12 protein-coding genes and 5 tRNA genes are annotated in these 18,239 nt (G+C 45.7%); 14 read left to right on the top strand and 3 right to left on the bottom strand.

The window, feature by feature from the left end:
• Window positions 1-372 precede the first annotated feature (372 nt).
• The gene (locus tag MHN31_RS22300; protein WP_206074231.1) at window positions 373-2,763 is read right to left on the bottom strand and encodes an EAL domain-containing protein; all 2,391 of its coding nucleotides are present in this window, start codon (window positions 2,761-2,763) and stop codon (window positions 373-375) included.
• A 193-nt stretch (window positions 2,764-2,956) separates the two neighbouring features.
• Between MHN31_RS22300 and pyrC the strand changes: the two genes are divergently transcribed.
• Entirely contained in the window at window positions 2,957-3,994 is a 1,038-nt protein-coding gene (gene pyrC / locus MHN31_RS22295) for a dihydroorotase (RefSeq protein WP_125564486.1), read from the top strand.
• A gap of 180 nt (window positions 3,995-4,174) precedes the next feature.
• On the opposite strand, the gene MHN31_RS22290 is transcribed toward pyrC, so the two are convergent.
• The gene (locus MHN31_RS22290) at window positions 4,175-5,005 is read right to left on the bottom strand and encodes a transporter substrate-binding domain-containing protein (RefSeq protein WP_125564488.1); all 831 of its coding nucleotides are present in this window, start codon (window positions 5,003-5,005) and stop codon (window positions 4,175-4,177) included.
• Window positions 5,006-5,239: 234 nt separating this feature from the next.
• Here MHN31_RS22290 and MHN31_RS22285 point away from each other — a divergent pair, with 234 nt between their 5' ends.
• Window positions 5,240-5,545, top strand: a complete 306-nt coding sequence (locus MHN31_RS22285) for an FHA domain-containing protein (RefSeq protein WP_194868825.1) — start codon at window positions 5,240-5,242, stop codon at window positions 5,543-5,545.
• 69 nt (window positions 5,546-5,614) lie between these two features.
• Here MHN31_RS22285 and folD read toward each other — a convergent pair whose 3' ends face one another.
• On the bottom strand, window positions 5,615-6,469 hold the full coding sequence (gene folD / locus MHN31_RS22280) for a bifunctional methylenetetrahydrofolate dehydrogenase/methenyltetrahydrofolate cyclohydrolase FolD (protein ID WP_125564492.1): 855 nt from the start codon (window positions 6,467-6,469) through the stop codon (window positions 5,615-5,617).
• Between the two features lie 394 nt (window positions 6,470-6,863).
• Between folD and MHN31_RS22275 the strand changes: the two genes are divergently transcribed.
• The 12 genes from MHN31_RS22275 to MHN31_RS22220 all read left to right on the top strand — a co-directional run bounded on the left by MHN31_RS22275 (window position 6,864) and on the right by MHN31_RS22220 (window position 17,606).
• Window positions 6,864-6,940, top strand: a tRNA-Pro gene (locus tag MHN31_RS22275).
• A gap of 70 nt (window positions 6,941-7,010) precedes the next feature.
• A tRNA-Arg gene (locus MHN31_RS22270) sits at window positions 7,011-7,087 on the top strand.
• A 23-nt stretch (window positions 7,088-7,110) separates the two neighbouring features.
• Window positions 7,111-7,186 (top strand) — tRNA-His (locus tag MHN31_RS22265).
• A 19-nt stretch (window positions 7,187-7,205) separates the two neighbouring features.
• Window positions 7,206-7,282: transfer RNA gene (locus MHN31_RS22260), tRNA-Pro, on the top strand.
• Between the two features lie 19 nt (window positions 7,283-7,301).
• Window positions 7,302-7,378, top strand: a tRNA-Pro gene (locus tag MHN31_RS22255).
• Window positions 7,379-7,710: 332 nt separating this feature from the next.
• Window positions 7,711-9,018 carry a trigger factor gene (gene tig / locus MHN31_RS22250; protein WP_125564494.1) on the top strand — a complete coding sequence of 436 codons (1,308 nt, stop codon included), beginning with the start codon at window positions 7,711-7,713 and terminating at the stop codon, window positions 9,016-9,018.
• Between the two features lie 279 nt (window positions 9,019-9,297).
• The gene (clpP, locus tag MHN31_RS22245) at window positions 9,298-9,915 is read left to right on the top strand and encodes an ATP-dependent Clp endopeptidase proteolytic subunit ClpP (RefSeq protein WP_010386465.1); all 618 of its coding nucleotides are present in this window, start codon (window positions 9,298-9,300) and stop codon (window positions 9,913-9,915) included.
• A 143-nt stretch (window positions 9,916-10,058) separates the two neighbouring features.
• Complete coding sequence (gene clpX / locus MHN31_RS22240; RefSeq protein WP_125564497.1) at window positions 10,059-11,342, top strand: ATP-dependent protease ATP-binding subunit ClpX; 1,284 nt, start codon at window positions 10,059-10,061, stop codon at window positions 11,340-11,342.
• A 183-nt stretch (window positions 11,343-11,525) separates the two neighbouring features.
• Entirely contained in the window at window positions 11,526-13,889 is a 2,364-nt protein-coding gene (gene lon / locus MHN31_RS22235; RefSeq protein WP_125564498.1) for an endopeptidase La, read from the top strand.
• Window positions 13,890-14,113: 224 nt separating this feature from the next.
• Window positions 14,114-14,386, top strand: a complete 273-nt coding sequence (hupB, locus tag MHN31_RS22230) for a nucleoid-associated protein HU-beta (RefSeq protein WP_010386462.1) — start codon at window positions 14,114-14,116, stop codon at window positions 14,384-14,386.
• Window positions 14,387-14,716: 330 nt separating this feature from the next.
• Window positions 14,717-16,630 (top strand): SurA N-terminal domain-containing protein, encoded by a 1,914-nt coding sequence (locus tag MHN31_RS22225; RefSeq protein WP_239445355.1) that lies wholly within the window; start codon window positions 14,717-14,719, stop codon window positions 16,628-16,630.
• Between the two features lie 829 nt (window positions 16,631-17,459).
• Complete coding sequence (locus MHN31_RS22220; protein WP_164517640.1) at window positions 17,460-17,606, top strand: hypothetical protein; 147 nt, start codon at window positions 17,460-17,462, stop codon at window positions 17,604-17,606.
• Window positions 17,607-18,239: the final 633 nt, after the last annotated feature.

The following is an 18,239-nucleotide window of genomic DNA, read 5'->3' as shown; positions in this document are numbered from 1 at the left end:
TATTTGACTTTTTTTAAAAAAAATACAATTTAATTTTACTCATGTTGATGTCCTCAGGCTTCAGATGAGAAAATAAACACTCAATGGGGATTTCTTGTGTCATCTGATGAAGTAGCAGGCGGGAGCGTCAAGGCATGGTGAATATCTAATGTGGTGCGTCATTATGCCTGCGGAAGTCATACGTTCATTGTGTCATCAGTTGAAATGTGGTTTGGCATTAATACGTCAGAGATAAAGCGTATCTTTGATTTACCTGAGTGATGATGTTAATAACCTGCAAAGAGTGAAATAATGTCCAGGCACTGGGTAATTTGGCATACACTACCCAGCGTCGCTCTTGTCAGTCTACTGTTGCCAGTTCCGCTGTGCTCCTCAGGGAACATTCTTTGTTGCGAATTTGACCTGTTCCGACTGTAAAAAGGCCAGAGCTTGATCTGCCTGAAGCGGGTGAGAGATTAAAAAGCCTTGTCCGTACTGACAGGCTTTACCACTGAGTATCTGCAATTGCTTGTGCGTTTCTATCCCTTCGGCTACGACTTCCAGGTCCAGTGATTTTGCCAGTGATAAAATGGCATCGACCAGAGGGTTGTTATGATCTGTGAGTTGTTGAATAAAGCTTTTATCAATTTTAAGCACATGAATCGGCAGCTGATGCAAGTAACCCAGCGCAGAGTATCCGGTACCAAAGTCATCAAGGTAGAGCTTCACCCCAAATGGAGACAAGCCATGAATGACTTTTGTTGCCAGGTTGAGGTTTTCAATCAAGCCTGATTCGGTGATTTCGAGGCTGAGTGCCCCCTGGTGCAGGCCGTAGGCGCGATATAAGTTGGCAATCTGCTCCACAAATTCCAGGCTGGCGAAATGGCGTGATGAGACATTCACCGTCAGGCTGATGTCCTTGATCCCGATACTCTGCCACTGCGCCACCTGTTTTGCTGCCAATTCGAGTAAATGCAAATCGAGCTCAATGATCTGGCCGGTTTGCTCTGCAATAGGAATAAAGTCATCAGGCGTGACCAAGCCGTTTTTTGGGTGATGCCAGCGCACCAGGGATTCAAAACTGACAACCCTGGGCTGGGCCAGTGTGAATATGGGCTGGTAATAGAGCTCAAATTCTCCATTTTTAATGCCATTTTGCAGATCGTTTTCTATGTCAGCCTGCTGCTTCAGTTTCTTACGCATTTCATTATTGAAATATCGGATCTGACTGCGCCCTGCCGATTTTGCTTCATACATGGCTGCATCGGCTTGTTGTAACAGCGCGATGGCATTGTCCGAATCACTGGAAGTGAATGCCACACCAATACTGCTGGAGGCTTGCAGCAGGTGACCATCGATTTGGATGGGTTTAGCAATGGCGTTTGTGATCCGCTCCAGCGCTAATTCAACCTGTTGTTTATCGCCTATATTCTCCATGAAAATGGCGAACTCATCACCGCCCAGACGTGCAAAGGTGTCCGTTTTTCGAATACAGGTCTGGATAAGATTAACGATAGCGACGAGAAAGTGGTCGCCAACATCATGCCCCAGTGCATCGTTAATGCTTTTGAATCTGTCTAAATCAAGATACAGAAGGCAGTGCTGACGTGACGGTTTACTGCGTCCCAGAGATAAAATGGCATGTTTTATCCGTTCCAACATCAAATAGCGGTTTGCCAGGCCGGTCAGGTCATCATGCAATGCTCGATGTTCTAATGCTTGACGGGCAAGGCGCCTGTCTATGGCCATACTGAGCTGACGACTAATATAGGTCAAAATGGCTTTATGGTGGCGGCTGAATGCCCGATCGTTGTCGTAACTTTGCAGCACAACGACACCCTGATATTGGTCATTTACCACGAAGGGGACCCCAAGCCAGGAGCGTGGCGAGCGGCCAACCATTTTAAAGTTCTGTTTTTCAATGTGGGTAAGAAACTGCTGGTGGTCACAAAGCAAAGACTTCTGCTGTTTGATGATGTAGTAAGAGGCAGTATGTTTTATCTGCTCTTTAGACACTCGCTGATGTGCGCTGCATTTGACACCAGCTTCTATCAGGTAATCAATCTCGAGCACATCCTGCTGGGTATCGTAGAGTCCAATAAAACAGTTCTCAGCAGGGAGTTGTGAACAGATGATGCTGTACAGCTCATCGTAAAAAGCTTCCAGGTTACGGGATTGATAAGTGATGTTGGCGATTTTCAGCAGGCACTTTTCCAGCTGTTGTGCTTCATGCAATTGCGTCACAGTGGCGGTCAGATGGTCCAGTGTTCTGACCTGATGAATTTTAGCACTGAGTAAATGTGCCACGGTTGACAGGATCTGCAAATGCGCCTGGGTAAAGTAGTCCGCTTCCGGGTGCTCACAGTCGATAACACCCAGTAAGGAGTTTTCATACACTAAAGGAACACATAACTCTGATAGGGCTGGTCGAGTGTCGGCAATATACATGGGTTCCAGGGCAACGTTACCAGAAAGGAAGGGTTGCTTAGTTCGTGCAACATGGCCTGTGATCCCGGCGGCAACGGGGATCCGTTGCTGGCTGACCTGGTGACTGATGTCTTTATGTGCAACGCCCATACTGGCGACGACATCGAGATATTCGCCAGCCGGATCCGTGAGGTAAATCACACAATCCACAAACCCCAGGCGACTGACCACTTGGCTGGTAACATAATCAAAGAGTTCATCGAGGTGAGTTATCTGAAGCAACGACGATGAAAACTGGTTAATGATGCTTAACTGTTCGGTTTTTGATTCTAGTTTTGTCTCTGACAGTATTGGCATGACACGGGCCTGATTACTTAATCTCCGACTATGTTAACGCTCTTAAATCATGCGTTACAGTCAATGTTGCAATTTAATTGCTATTTACTGTAAACCTGATGACACTTTTACGACGCGGGCTATTAGGCGTAAAAACTTTACTAACCTGCTGGCTCAGCCTATGATCGGGCAAATTCAGTAGTGGGAAAGAGCAATGACAAGTAAACAGACCTTAACAATCACTCGTCCGGACGACTGGCATGTGCATCTTCGTGATGGCGCTGTACTCGTTGACACTGTGCGCGATATCAGCCGTTATATGGGTCGGGCAATCATCATGCCTAATTTGGTACCACCTGCAACTTGTACACAGAGTGCATTGGCTTACCGGGAGCGCATTTTGGCTGCGCAGCCAAGCGGGCAGTTCGAACCTCTGATGGTATTATATTTGACTGATAACACCAGTGCTGAAGAGATCCGAGCGGCGAAAGCCAGTGGTCATATTGTCGCTGCAAAATTGTACCCGGCAGGCGCAACAACCAATTCAGATTCGGGTGTTACTGACATTGAGAATATCTATCATATTCTGGAAGTTATGCAGGAAGTCGGTATGTTGCTATTGGTACACGGTGAAGTGACAGATTCCTCGATTGATATTTTTGACCGCGAAAAAGTATTTATTGAAACCAAGCTCAAAAAAGTGGTTGATGCATTTCCTAAGCTCAAAATTGTACTGGAGCATATTACCACGCAAGATGCGGTGGAGTTTGTAGAGTCGGCACCGGAGAATGTTGCTGCGACGATTACAGCGCATCACCTGTTATACAACCGCAACCATATGTTGGCGGGTGGTATTCGCCCACATTATTACTGTTTGCCTATTCTCAAGCGTAATACCCATCAACAGGCGCTACTGCGCGCAGCAACCAGTGGCAGTAAAAAGTTCTTTCTGGGTACTGACTCAGCGCCTCATGCGAAAGATAAGAAAGAAGCAGCTTGTGGATGTGCTGGGGCTTACACGGCTCATGCCGCAATTGAGCTTTATGCAGAGGCATTTGAAGAAGCCGGTGCATTGGATAAACTTGAGGGCTTTGCCAGCCACTTTGGTCCAGACTTTTACGGATTACCTCGTAATACTGACACCATTACTTTAGAAAAAAATAGCTGGCAGGTGCCGGATTCTTACCCATTGGGTGATACTCAGGTTGTGCCAATTAAAGCTGGCGCCAGTATCGACTGGCAGGTAGTTTAAGACACATTTATAAGGGCAGCTTGGCTGCCTTTTTTACGTCTTCTCTTTTCCCTGAGCACACAAACAGACACATCACTATTTGCGGCAATAGGCTGATATCCATTTTGATACTGCGATGACTCTATCAACAAGGGGCTTGCGCAGTTCATGACTGGAACCAAAAAAGCTGCGATCGCGCAGTTATGGCGATGGACTTTTTTGTAATACGGTACTCAGGGCCTTATCCATTTTCTCGATGAAGTCATATTTAAACGGATATTGACCTTCATATCCTTTGAGGTATCCGATATGGGCACTGCGACTGAGGACTACGCGGTCTTCAACAAATGATTGCGCGGTTATGCCCGTAAGCTGTTCTTGCAGCTCACTGATACCGATTAAAGTCGAGAGCCTGTCATTGATGTAGCAGTCAACCCTCTTTTTATACAGTTTGATGATGTTGGCTCGGGTATTTTTGTTTTCCCAGACTACAATTCGCCCGGTTTTTCGTGCTTCTTTAAGTGCATCGTCAAGGATGAGAAAGCCTGCGTTCAATCCAATATTAACGGGTGCTTGCTGGGCATTACGTTGAGTGATGTTTTGTAACGTGATACCTGGATTGCAAAACGCCACGACTTCTTCTTGTTTCAGGGCAATGGAGTAAGGCCAGATAAAGGGCCGAGTGTCACGATGGATATAAGGGGGCATCAGTGCGAATGCTTCCCCATTCTCGAGTGCTGAGACGCCTCTTTTCCAGGGAATAGGGCGAAGCTCCACCAGGTAATCTTCTTTGATTAGTTTCGCTGCTTCTCGGATCAGTGTGGGGTAAATGCCAACTAATTTACCATCCTGGACATAAGAGTAAGGCGGGTAGCTGTCGTCAGCTAATATTGTGACGCTTATCGGGCTGGCGGCACGGACTATAAAACACGCAAATAAGCCCAAAACACATGCCAGCTGCTTCACTCGGTGGTACCCAAAACCGCCGTTATCTTGGTTTCTGCACTGTCTTGCACTAACTACTCCTGACACTGCTGTAGTTCCTGTAGGAAGCCCTAGTCTAACTGTAGATAAGATCTATTCAGATGTCAGCATTAGATCTGACGGCATACTCATTTTGCTGAGAAAACCAGCAGTGTAAGGTCGCGTAATGTCATCATTATGACCCAACGATTACAATCTTGTACTCACAAGTAGGGTATTTTTTCCTCCTGTAAGACGCACTGTAGCAAGATTCGACGTCAGGACACTCAGATAGGCACAGGCATGGCACATCTTTTATTAGCGCAAACCAATGATCACATCCTTCTTAATTCATATCACCGTTTTGGTCGTGCAGAGGGGGAGGTTGATACTCAGTTATTAGGGGTAGAAATCTCACGCCATCATGCCGTTATCGTCTGGACAGGGGAGCAATGGACACTTCGGGATACCAGCAAAAACGGTGTGTTTGTAAACCAAAATAGAATAGTGTCGAAAACAGATTGGGTGTTGAGTATTGGTGACGTAATCTCTTTTTCAGAGCTTCACCCTCACAGCTTTATTGTGAGCTCACTGACCCCGCCGGAGTAAACTTATTTGCTGTTGCTATTCTAAAAAGAGGGATGAAGCAGGTGTGGTGCACACCTGCTATGCGAAGCGTTAGCTATGATAATTTTCGCACGCTTCGAGTGTATTCTCGATGAGACTTGCGACGGTCATTGGCCCTACACCACCTGGTACTGGCGTAATGAAGCTCGCTCGTTGTGCGGCAACGTCATATTGTACATCACCTACCAGTTTGCCTGACTCCAGTCGGTTAATGCCTACATCAATAACCATTGCACCTTCTTTGATCCAGTCGCCAGGAATGAATTCTGGCTTGCCCACCGCTACGACCAGCAGATCGGCCCGGCGCACGTGCGCTTCAAGGTCTTGGGTGAATTTATGGCACACAGTCGTTGTACAACCTGCCAGCAACAGCTCCAGAGACATTGGGCGACCTACAATGTTAGAGGCACCTACAACGACAGCATGCATACCTTTGTATCTGACACCGGTTGAATCGAGTAAAGTAATGATCCCTTTTGGCGTACAAGGGCGTAACGCAGGCATTCGTTGTGCCAGTCGTCCGACGTTATAGGGATGGAAACCATCAACATCTTTATGTGGGTGGATACGTTCCAGTACTTTCTCGGCATCTAGTCCGTCAGGCAATGGTAACTGGACCAGGATACCGTCAACGTTTGGATCTTGATTAAGTGTGTCCACCAACTCCAGTAATTGCGCTTCACTTGTGTCTGCGGGTAGATCATATGACTTAGATACGAAGCCTACTTCTTCACATGCTTTGCGTTTTGAGCCTACGTATACCTGGCTGGCAGGGTCCTGGCCAACAAGTACAACTGCTAGTCCTGGTGCTCTGAGCCCCTGATTGATCCGCTCTGCAACGCGGTTGGCTACGGTACTGCGAACTTGTTTCGCAATGACTTTACCGTCGATGATGTTTGCCGTCATGACTGACCTTTAAATTTAAGGGTTAATTACTTGAACGATTATAGAGTGTATTTAAGGGGGTACTCTATTTTATAGGAGTTCACTGAGTCATCTGTATCAGCGTGAGGGCGTGCTCAGGACTGAGTACTGAAAAACTTAGGAAGCCGCTACTATTTTCGCAAAAATCCCCCAAATAGCCAAGCTGGATCCGACACCGGGCAACTTTATTCTCTTTGAGTAAGGCAAAATTGCTGAAAAACCAGTCGCCTTGTTATATAAATTAAACGTTTTGGAGTAAAAATAGTCAGTTGGCATGTTTTTAAAAAAAAATGTTTGACCTCATCGGGGCAAATCACTATTATGCACCCCGTTGTCAACGAGGGGCTCGCAAGAGAAACTCTGGAAATAACACAATCGGCGATTAGCGCAGCTTGGTAGCGCACTTGGTTTGGGTCCAAGGGGTCGCAGGTTCAAATCCTGCATCGCCGACCACTCTTTTTTACTTTAAAAAGAGTAAATCAACGAAAGTTGGTGGTATGCACGAAGAAGCATTCTTTGCGCCGCGCCCGTAGCTCAGTTGGATAGAGCAACGGCCTTCTAAGCCGTCGGTCGAAGGTTCGAATCCTTCCGGGTGCGCCATTTTTAAAATCCACATTGTAGTGGCGGCTGTAGCTCAGTTGGTAGAGCCCCGGATTGTGATTCCGGTTGTCGCGAGTTCAAGCCTCGTCAGTCGCCCCATCTACAAAACCTATATGTTCGGCGATTAGCGCAGCTTGGTAGCGCACTTGGTTTGGGTCCAAGGGGTCGCAGGTTCAAATCCTGCATCGCCGACCACTTTCAAAATATATATATTCGGCGATTAGCGCAGCTTGGTAGCGCACTTGGTTTGGGTCCAAGGGGTCGCAGGTTCAAATCCTGCATCGCCGACCATCTCTTTTCTTCTTTAATTCTTCAAAACTTATTTTATCTGTCTAATTTTGTCCTTAGCAACATCAATTATTTGCTGCGATTGCTCGACTCTCCCGTTTTATAGGTTATAATGCCGCGTCTATTATTTAACATAGCGCCCTGTCTGGGCAGGCAGCAAGTCTGACAGAGATCAGCACTGATTCTTAAACATCAAATGTTGGGAAGTTTTAACGGTGATCTGCTTAATCGAAATTGAGCAAATATGATGGTCTGCTGTCATCTGATCTGATAAAAAGTCGACTTGTTTGTAAGGAAGGCGCGTAGTCGCCAAAAATGAAAATTGAGGTTATATCATGCAAGTTTCTGTTGAGACGACTCAAGGTCTTGAGCGCCGTCTGACTATCACAGTTCCAGCTGAGAACGTTGAGACTGAAGTAAAAAAACGCTTACAACAACTGGCTAAAACACAGCGTATTGACGGTTTCCGTCCGGGTAAAGTACCAGTTTCTGTTATCAAAAAGCGCTACGGTGCTGCTGTGATGCAAGAAGTTGCTGGTGAGTTGATGCAACGCAACTACATCGAGGCAATTGTTTCTGAAAAGATCAATCCTGCTGGCGCACCTACTTTTGCTCCTAAGTCACTGGAAGTGGGTAAGGACCTTGAGTTTGATGCAACTTTTGAAGTTTACCCAGAAGTTGAACTGAAAGATCTTGAAAAGATTTCAGTAGAGAAGCCTGTGGTTGACGTAACAGAAGATGATCTGGCAAACATGCTGGAAACTCTGCGTAAACAACACGCAAGCTGGACTGAGAGCGATGCTGTAGTAGGCGAGAAAGATCGTGTAACGATTGACTTCTTGGGTACAGTAGAAGGTGAAGAGTTCGAAGGCGGTAAAGCTGAAGACTTCCCACTTGAACTTGGTCAAGGTCGCATGATCCCTGGTTTCGAAGATGGTATCATCGGTAAGAAAGCAGGCGAAGAAGTTGTTGCTGACGTAACTTTCCCTGAAGAGTATCACGCTGAAAACCTGAAAGGTAAAGCGGCGCAGTTCAAGATCACTGTGAAGAAAGTTGAAGTTCAGGAACTACCAGAACTAACTGATGAGTTCGCAACTAAATTCGGTGTTGCTGAAGGCGGCGTTGACGCACTGAAAGAAGAAGTGAAGAAAAACATGACGCGTGAACTTGGTCAGGCTGTGAAAGCTCAGATCAAAGATCAAGCGATCAAAGGTCTTTTAGAGACTAACGAAGTTGACGTACCTAAAGCGCTTATCGACCAAGAAATCGATGCACTACGTCAGCAAGCCGCACAACGCTTTGGCGGCGACGCGAAGAACATGCCTGAGCTACCAGCTGAGCTGTTCCATGAGCAAGCTGTAACTCGAGTTAAAACTGGCCTTCTGTTAGGTGAAGTGATCAAAGCAAATGAGATCACAGTAGATGATGCAAAAGTTGAAGAGCTAATCGAAACTGTTGCTTCTGCTTATGAAGATCCAAGCGAAGTGGTTGCATACTACAAAGGCAATGATCAGTTGATGCAGCAAATGCGCAACGTTGCAATGGAAGAGCAAGCTGTAGATGCGATTCTGGCAGCTGCTGAGGTTGCTGATGTTGAGAAGTCTTTTGACGACATCATGAACCCACAACAGGCTGCTCAGTAAGCACTTTTGATCTCGTCAAAGACGAAATCATTGACTTACTGTTAAGCTAACGTTTAAATGGCTCGTATTGCTCTGTGTTTTGCAGTGCTGCGAGCCATTTTTGTTTTATTTGCTCAAAGCAACACGGTTGTGCGTATACTTTTGTTTATCAGCATCTTTTGCATAAACTTCTGTCTATAAACTTCTTGTCAATTGAGTAAACAAATTGTGCTTGTCCTTTGTATGAGACAGGCGGCCAGGTTTTGCAGTGCACTTCCCTGTTTATAAGGAATCTATAAAATGAATGACGGTATGTTTGATCCTCTAAACGCATTAGTCCCTATGGTTGTTGAGCAAACAGCGAAAGGTGAGCGTTCTTATGACATTTATTCTCGTTTGCTAAAAGAGCGGATTATCTTCCTGACAGGTCAGGTTGAGGACCATATGGCAAACCTGATCGTTGCTCAGCTGCTGTTCTTGGAATCAGAAAGCCCTGAAAAAGACATTTATCTATACATCAACTCACCAGGTGGCTCGGTGACCGCGGGTATGTCTATTTACGATACGATGAATTTTATCAAACCAGACGTTAGCACTGTGTGTGTTGGTCAGGCAGCCAGTATGGGCGCCTTTTTACTTTCTGGTGGTGCCAAAGGCAAACGTTATTGCCTGCCAAATTCTCGCGTCATGATCCATCAACCTCTTGGCGGTTTCCAGGGCCAGGCGTCGGACTTTGAGATCCATGCAAAAGAAATTCTGACGATCAAAGAAAAGCTGAATCGTCTGATGGCTGAACATACTGGCCAACCTTATGATGTGATCGCGAATGACACTGATCGTGACAACTTTATGAATGCTGAGCAAGCCGTGGATTACGGTTTGGTTGACGCTGTTCATAGCAGCAGAAATATTAAGTAATCTATATTGGGCTGGCGTGTTTCTGATCGCTGTTAGATAAATGCATCTGGCCCGGCTATACCAAAGGCAAAATTCTTTGGTATAGTTAAAACATGTATTGTGTTATCGAAGTAGATAACTGACCAAATTTAAGAGGTAGCTGAATGTCAGACACTCCTACAGACGGCGACAAGAATAGTAAGCTCTTATACTGCTCATTTTGTGGTAAGAGCCAACATGAAGTACGCAAGTTGATCGCTGGTCCGTCAGTGTACATTTGTGATGAATGCGTCGAACTGTGTAACGACATCATTAGAGAAGAAATCAAGGATATAGCGCCGCAACATGATTCGTCTGATAAATTGCCGGTACCAAGAGAGATCCGCAATCACCTTGATGACTATGTGATTGGCCAGGAGCACGCTAAAAAAGTGCTCTCAGTTGCCGTTTATAACCATTACAAGCGACTGAAAAACCAAGGTTTAAAAGGCGATGTTGAGCTAGGCAAGAGTAACATCCTGCTTATCGGTCCAACAGGTAGTGGTAAAACACTGCTTGCAGAAACACTGGCACGCTTACTGGATGTGCCCTTTACTATGGCGGATGCAACCACATTAACCGAAGCGGGTTATGTGGGTGAGGATGTCGAGAATATTATCCAGAAGCTTTTACAGAAGTGTGACTACGACGTAGAAAAAGCACAGCGCGGTATCGTTTATATCGACGAAATCGACAAAATTTCGCGTAAATCGGATAACCCATCTATCACGCGCGACGTGTCTGGTGAAGGCGTTCAACAGGCGCTACTCAAACTCATCGAAGGCACGGTAGCTTCGGTGCCGCCACAAGGTGGACGCAAGCACCCTCAGCAAGAGTTCTTACAAGTAGACACATCGAAAATCCTGTTTATTTGTGGCGGTGCCTTTGCTGGCCTGGACAAAGTGATTGAGCAGCGTAGCCATACCAACACTGGTATTGGTTTTGGCGCTCAGGTTAAATCGTCGGATAGCGAGCGTTCTTTAAGCGAAACCTTCAAAGATGTTGAACCCGAAGATTTGGTCAAATACGGTCTAATTCCTGAGTTTATCGGCCGATTGCCCGTGGTTGCGACCTTGGCTGAGCTAGATGAAGATGCCCTCATTCAAATCCTCAATGAGCCTAAAAACGCACTAACGAAACAATATGGTGCGTTGTTCAAAATGGAAGGGGTTGAACTTGAGTTCCGAGAGGATGCACTTAAGGCCATCGCGCACAAGGCAATGGAGAGAAAAACAGGTGCCCGTGGATTGCGCTCTATTGTTGAAGGGGTGTTGCTGGATACCATGTATGACCTGCCTTCAATAGAAGACGTAAGTAAAGTTGTGGTAGACGAAACCGTCATTAAAGGTGAGTCTGACCCAATTTTAATTTACGAAAATAACAGTCAGGATAAAGCTGCGTCGGAGTGACGATTTGGTTTTATCGCAAAAAGGAGCCTCAGGCTCCTTTTTTTGTCTACAGTTTAGTTGTTCCAGCAATCAACAAACTCAAACTAGAAATTGATATGGATTGGTATATAGGTTGAACTTTTTGAAGGCAATCCCCATATACCTCCCTAATCCTTGAAACTAATGAAGTGCGAAGAGAATATAATGACGCTTGAGAGAATGGATCGAGTCGAGATACCCGTATTGGCACTGCGTGATGTGGTCGTATACCCTCATATGGTGATCCCGCTGTTTGTAGGCAGAGAAAAATCAATAAAATGCCTTGAAGCAGCGATGGAAAATGACAAGCAAATTTTTTTGGTGGCGCAAAAAGAAGCGTCAATAGATGACCCCGACACGGATGATATTTATCAAGTCGGTACCGTCGCTACTGTACTGCAATTATTAAAGTTGCCTGATGGCACCGTCAAAGTGCTGGTTGAAGGTACTCAGCGTGCCAAAATCGAACGATTTTTGGTGACTGATGATTATTTCCTGGCCGAGGCGCAGTTTATTGCCTCTGAGAACATTGAAGGCCCTGAGCAGGATATCTTTATCCGCAGTGCCATCAGCCAGTTTGAAGGGTATGTAAAGCTTAACAAAAAGATCCCGCCCGAAGTACTGACGTCCGTCTCCGGTATTGACGAAACTGCACGTCTTGCTGACACAATGGCTGCGCACATGCCGATTAAAGTACCAGAAAAACAAAAGGTACTTGAGTTGTACAACGTTACTGACCGGTTAGAGTACCTGATGGCCTTAATGGAAGGCGAGATTGATCTGCTTCAGGTAGAGAAAAAGATCCGTTCGCGGGTCAAAAAACAGATGGAAAAGTCTCAGCGCGAGTACTATCTCAATGAGCAGATGAAAGCCATTCAGAAAGAATTGGGTGAGCTGGATGATGTGCCAGATGAATTTGAAGCATTGAAAAAGCGCATCTCAGAGGCACAGATGCCCAAAGAGGCTGAAGAAAAGGCGACCTCTGAGCTAAATAAGCTAAAGATGATGTCACCGATGTCGGCTGAGGCAACGGTGGTACGCTCTTATATTGATACGCTGATTGGTGTACCTTGGAAAAAACGCTCAAAAGTTAAAAAAGACCTGGCCAATGCCCAAAAGATCCTGGATGCAGATCACTATGGCCTGGAGAAAGTCAAAGAGCGTATCATCGAGTATTTGGCAGTACAGCAACGAACTAATAAGCTCAAAGGGCCTATTTTGTGTCTTGTAGGGCCTCCAGGGGTAGGTAAAACCAGTTTGGGGCAATCTATCGCACGGTCAACAGGACGTAAATATGTGCGCATGGCGCTGGGCGGCGTGCGCGATGAAGCGGAGATACGAGGCCACAGACGTACTTACATTGGCTCAATGCCAGGCAAGCTGGTACAGAGCATGACCAAAGTGGGCGTGAAAAACCCACTGTTCCTGTTAGACGAAATTGACAAAATGTCTTCGGATATGCGTGGTGATCCGGCTTCAGCCTTACTAGAGGTACTCGACCCGGAGCAAAACAGCAGTTTTGCCGACCACTACTTGGAAGTTGAGTATGATTTATCGGATGTGATGTTTGTTGCTACGTCTAATAGCTTCAACATTCCGGGCCCTTTGCTTGACCGAATGGAAGTGATCCGCTTGTCAGGCTATACCGAAGACGAGAAGCTCAATATCTCTAAGCAGCATTTGATCCCGAAACAAATTAAGCGGAACGGATTGAAGGAGCAAGAGATTGAGATTGAGGACAGTGCCATCATTGATACTATCCGCTACTACACACGAGAAGCTGGCGTTCGTAACCTTGAGCGAGAGCTGTCAAAATTGTGTCGCAAAGCCGTCAAGAGCATTTTGCTGAGCAAGTCAAAAGATAAGGTTGTGATCAGTGCTGAAAATCTGGAGAGCTATCTGGGCGTACAGCGTTTTGATTACGGTAAGGCCGAAGATGGCGATCGCGTTGGTTTGGTTACAGGATTGGCCTGGACTGAAGTGGGTGGCGATTTACTGACCATCGAATGTGCGGCGGTGCCCGGCAAGGGTAAGCTGGCGTATACAGGCTCTTTGGGTGATGTAATGCAGGAGTCGATCCAGGCTGCTATGACTGTGGTACGCAACCGGGCTGAAAAGCTAAGGATCAATGGCGACTTCTATGAAAAGCGCGATATTCATGTACATGTTCCTGAAGGTGCGACGCCGAAAGATGGTCCAAGTGCTGGTATTGCCATGGTCACAGCACTGGTTTCAAGCTTAACGGGTAACCCGGTACGCAGTGATGTTGCAATGACCGGTGAAATCACATTACGTGGTGAAGTTCTGCCGATTGGTGGACTCAAAGAGAAGTTGCTGGCAGCTCACCGTGGTGGCATCAAAACCGTCGTCATTCCTAAGAAGAATGAGCGGGACCTGAAAGAGATCCCACAAAACGTACTGGAAGGTCTTGAAATCCATCCTGTGAGCTGGATTGACGATGTTTTATCTCTGGCACTCGCTCACCCGGTAGACAGTTTTACGGTTGAGTCACAAAAGTCGCTTGGGTAAAGCAGAAAAAGTACATAAAAGTGCGTAAAAAGGGTTTTCAAATCTACATGGTATGCTAACTTAAGCACTGTATTAGCCTGGTAGCCCACAACCCCCGTGGTTACTAGGCTTTGAGACATTAGATGAAATAGAGAATCGTCAGATTTCTCTGAGTTAACTACAAAAGTGATGTTAGTGGTAAGCCCTCATCGCTCTTGATAATAACAATGTAAGAGGATGATATTGTGAATAAATCTCAATTAATCGATCAAATCGCAGCTGATGCTGATATTTCTAAAGCGGCTGCTGGTCGTGCTCTGGATTCATTCATTGAGTCAGTAACTGGTGCGCTAAAAGACGGTGACTCAGTTGCCCTAGTCGGTTTTGGTACTTTCTCAGTGCGTGAGCGTGCAGCGCGTACCGGTCGTAACCCACAAACTGGTGCGGCAATCGAAATCGCTGCAGCTAACATCCCATCTTTCAAAGCCGGTAAAGCTCTGAAAGACGCGGTAAACTAAGCAGATTTCGCTCAGTCTGCCCAACAACCTATGTTAAAATAGTGTGATTGGGCCAGATAAGCTTCAAGATAAAAAGCGTATCTGCTAAGATACGCTTTTTTTATATCAGTTGGATAGTGTCGCACATTGGCGAGGCTAATGGAGATGAAGCTAAGCGCGATATCACATATGCGCTTCGAAAAGTCTGCACATAAATACTTGCAATCGCCGCGCATATCCATATTAATAGGTACAGAAACAGGGCGCTGGTGTGTCATACTCAGCGGAACTGGGTACGCAGATAAACCCAAAGTACTGAGCGTGCTTTGACTTAGATAAGAGATAGAATAAATGCTAGAAAAGATTAGAGAAGGCTCACAAGGCCTGGCAGCCAAAATTATTCTTGGTGTAGTGATCTTGTCTTTTGCGTTGGCAGGGATCGGTGGTTACCTAGGTCAAACCACAGAGCAAGCCGTAGCAGAAGTAAACGGAGTCAAGATAACGCAAATGGAATTTTCCCGCGCCTATGAAAATGAGCGTGCACGCCTTGAGCGTCAGTTTGGCGAATATTTCACACAAATCTCAGCAGATCCGGCATATATGGCTCAGATCCGCAGTGGCGTTATTGACCGTCTGGTACAACAAGAACTACAAAACCAGTTAGCCGTTGAATTAGGGCTGAGAGTCAGTGATGAGCAAGTTAAGGAAGCTATTTTTGAACTGCCTTACTTTCAGCTAGGTGGCGAATTCAGTAACGACAGATATTTACAGTTGATCCGCCAGATGAACTTTAAGCCTGATACGTTCCGTGAATACATGCGCGAAGAAATGACTCGAAATCAATTGGTTTCAGCGGTTGCAGGATCAGATTTTGTTTTAGATAACGAATTGAAGCAAACGTTGGCATTGCAGCAGCAAACACGTGATATTGACTACATGCTGTTGAGCAAAGAGACCGTCAAAAGTGAAGTGGCTGTTACAGAAGCAGAAATTGCGGATTACTATGAGCTAAATCAGGAGCAGTTCCAGGCACCGGAGCAAATTGCTTTGCAGTACCTTGAGCTAACATCTGGCGATGTGACGCTGGATGAGCCTGTGACGGATGAACAAGTCCGCGCTTACTATGAAGAGAATCAGGCTCAGTACCTGGAAGAAGAGCGTCGTCGTGTAGCGCATATCCTGATTGAGAGTGCTGAAGATGCACAAGCGGCACAGCAAAAAGCGGAAGCTTTGTACCAGCAATTACAAGAAGGTAAAGATTTTGCTGAGCTTGCTGCAACTGAATCAGATGATGTCGCGTCTGCGGAAGTCGGTGGTGATCTGGATTGGATCGAGCGTGACATGATGGAGCCTGAGTTTGAAGAGGCTGCATTTGCTCTCGCTAACGTCGGTGACTTCTCTCCTGTGGTTGAAACTGAGTTTGGTTTCCATATTATCCAGTTGACCGATTTACAGGCACAGCAGTCAAAAGCGTTTGAAGAAGTTGCCGTTGAGTTGCGCGCTGAGCTAGAGAACACAGCTAAAGCCAATGCATTTTATGAAAAACAATCGCAAATCGCAGAGCTGGCGTTTGAAGTGGCAGATTCATTAGAAGATGCAGCGGCTGTTGCAGATATTGAGTTGAAGAGCACTGAGTTGGTATCACGTGCGGCGCTACCTGCTCCGTTAAATGATCCAAGCATCGCTAATGCCATTTTCACACCTGAGCTAATCGAAGATCGAGTAAATTCAGAAGTGCTGGAAGCGGGGAATGAGCATATTGTTGTTGTACGTGTTTTGGACCATAAACCAGCCACTGTGAAGCCTTTGGAAGAGGTCACTGCGCAGATCAAAACGCGCCTTGAGAACGAAAAAGCGTCAGAGCTTATCAAAGAGAAAGCGAACACCTTGTATGCACAGCTGGAAGATGGTAAAGCACTGAGTGACATCGCAGCAGCAGAATCTACGGAAGTGAAAACGGAAGCAGCCCTGAAACGTCAGAGCTTTACTGTTGCCCCAGAAATTGTCCAACAGGCATTTAAATTGGCACACCCGGATAGCGAACAGACGCAGTCAGCTTTGGTTGAACTAAATAGCGGTGATGCCGCGCTGTTGGTGCTGAAAGCCGTTACAGTTGCTGAGGTGACGGGTGAAGTTGAACCACAGCAGAAGCAGAATATCACTATGTCAGTGGTTAATAAGAACTTCTTAGCACTGCTTGGTGCATTGGAATCTGATGCTGAAGTAGTGCGTCCAACGCTGCAATTTAGCGACGAGATGCAGTAATCACAGTATCCGCTTACTGGTTGTGAGTGCCAGAGCTTAGCGTTAGTACTTACAATTAAGCAGCGACTGCTAAATGAATAATCCGATATCAGTGTCCTGATATCGGATTTTTTTATATCTTTTGTCTTGCAAACCAAACCCCATGGTGACATTGCTAAAGTGGTCATTTATATCAATTTCACTTAATATCTAGCCAATTTGAAGGAGTCGGTATGACGCTAACGGCGTTAAAGATTTCTCATTTAGAATCTTTGCCTAAGGTATGAACTCGCAAATTTTCGCCTCACCGACATATATGTAGGCGGTGCTATTGACCCTATTTTCTCGCCTCAAAATAGCGCACTCAATTAAGAAAATTGGTATCACTTGCTTAGAGGGCAGCTCCAGCCGTTTTGAGGTGATTCGAGTGCGCTGACATTGCGTTGAGCAGATTCGTTTTCTTTCGCTTCCTGTGCACCATTTTAAAGCAATATACATCCACGTAGTCATTCAGGTGAGCCTACAGTGTCGTTGTATTAGCACTAACAGGTGCCTTACCTGTAATCACTAAGCAGTGTTTTGACGTAAAAAACGTACTGGATTTAGCCTTAATTACTCTGCAAACCTATGCTGAGTGCTGTGAAACAGCGGCTTTCTTAAATGTTATGTTTTTTCAAACTGGTATCGTTAGTTTTATTGCTATTTAAATCAGGTATTTATGTCTAATTGTTATGAAAAACGATAAGTTTTGATAATTAGTGTATTTCTGGGGTATTCGCTAAGGTTAAACATGTCACCAGGCAGGTGAACACGATACAACTAATTTGCTATAACAACAGGAAATCTGGTCATGTTTAAGTTGAAAGCCAAAAAGTTAAAAAACCTTACTACAAAAGTGCTTCTTGCTCCTGGTAAAACACAGCTTGTCGCTGGCGGGGCTGCTCAACAGATAGATACACATAGCATCACACAAATAGACACGACTACAAACCCCTGAGTGTGGCACCTACTGGTGCATGTTACGGGTTTAGCAATGCCAGTCATCGTCTTGCCTTAACCTCTCTAACGGTGCACCTGATACATTGGTACGCAGTTTAAAGAAGCTAAAATAACGCATAAACTTCGTTTTCCCTTATGTTCGATCGTCTGGGCCTGTCACCTGAGGGAATACCTTATACGTATCGTCCGAACTACCCAGGCTGTCAAACAAGCCGATAAGCCACGACTCGATAGTTGATTGAACACAAGTGTATTCAGTTTCAATAGCATTCCTTTTGGTACTGATAAGGACAACCAAATACACATAGTCCTTCACTGATATCTGGACTCATCCGGCACATCTGAACGCACTCTAATAGCCGACCTCAATCCAATAGTCGGCTTCAATCTAACAGCTGGCCTCAATCTAACTGCTGGCCTCAATCTAACAGCTGACCTCAATCTAACAGCTGACCTCAATCTAACAGCTGACCTCAATCTAACAGCTGACCTCAATCTAACAGCTGACCTCAATCTAATAGCCAACCTCAATCTAATAGCCAACCTCAACCTAATAGCCAACCTCAACCTAATAGCCAACCTCAACCTAATAGCCAACCTCAACCTAATAGCCAACCTCAACCTAATAGCC

It is taken from the genome of Pseudoalteromonas sp. McH1-42, from assembly GCF_022347845.1.
Lineage (GTDB): Bacteria > Pseudomonadota > Gammaproteobacteria > Enterobacterales > Alteromonadaceae > Pseudoalteromonas > Pseudoalteromonas rubra_D.
Note: the sequence above shows the minus strand (reverse complement) of the source record. Positions and strands in the feature narration are given on the sequence as shown.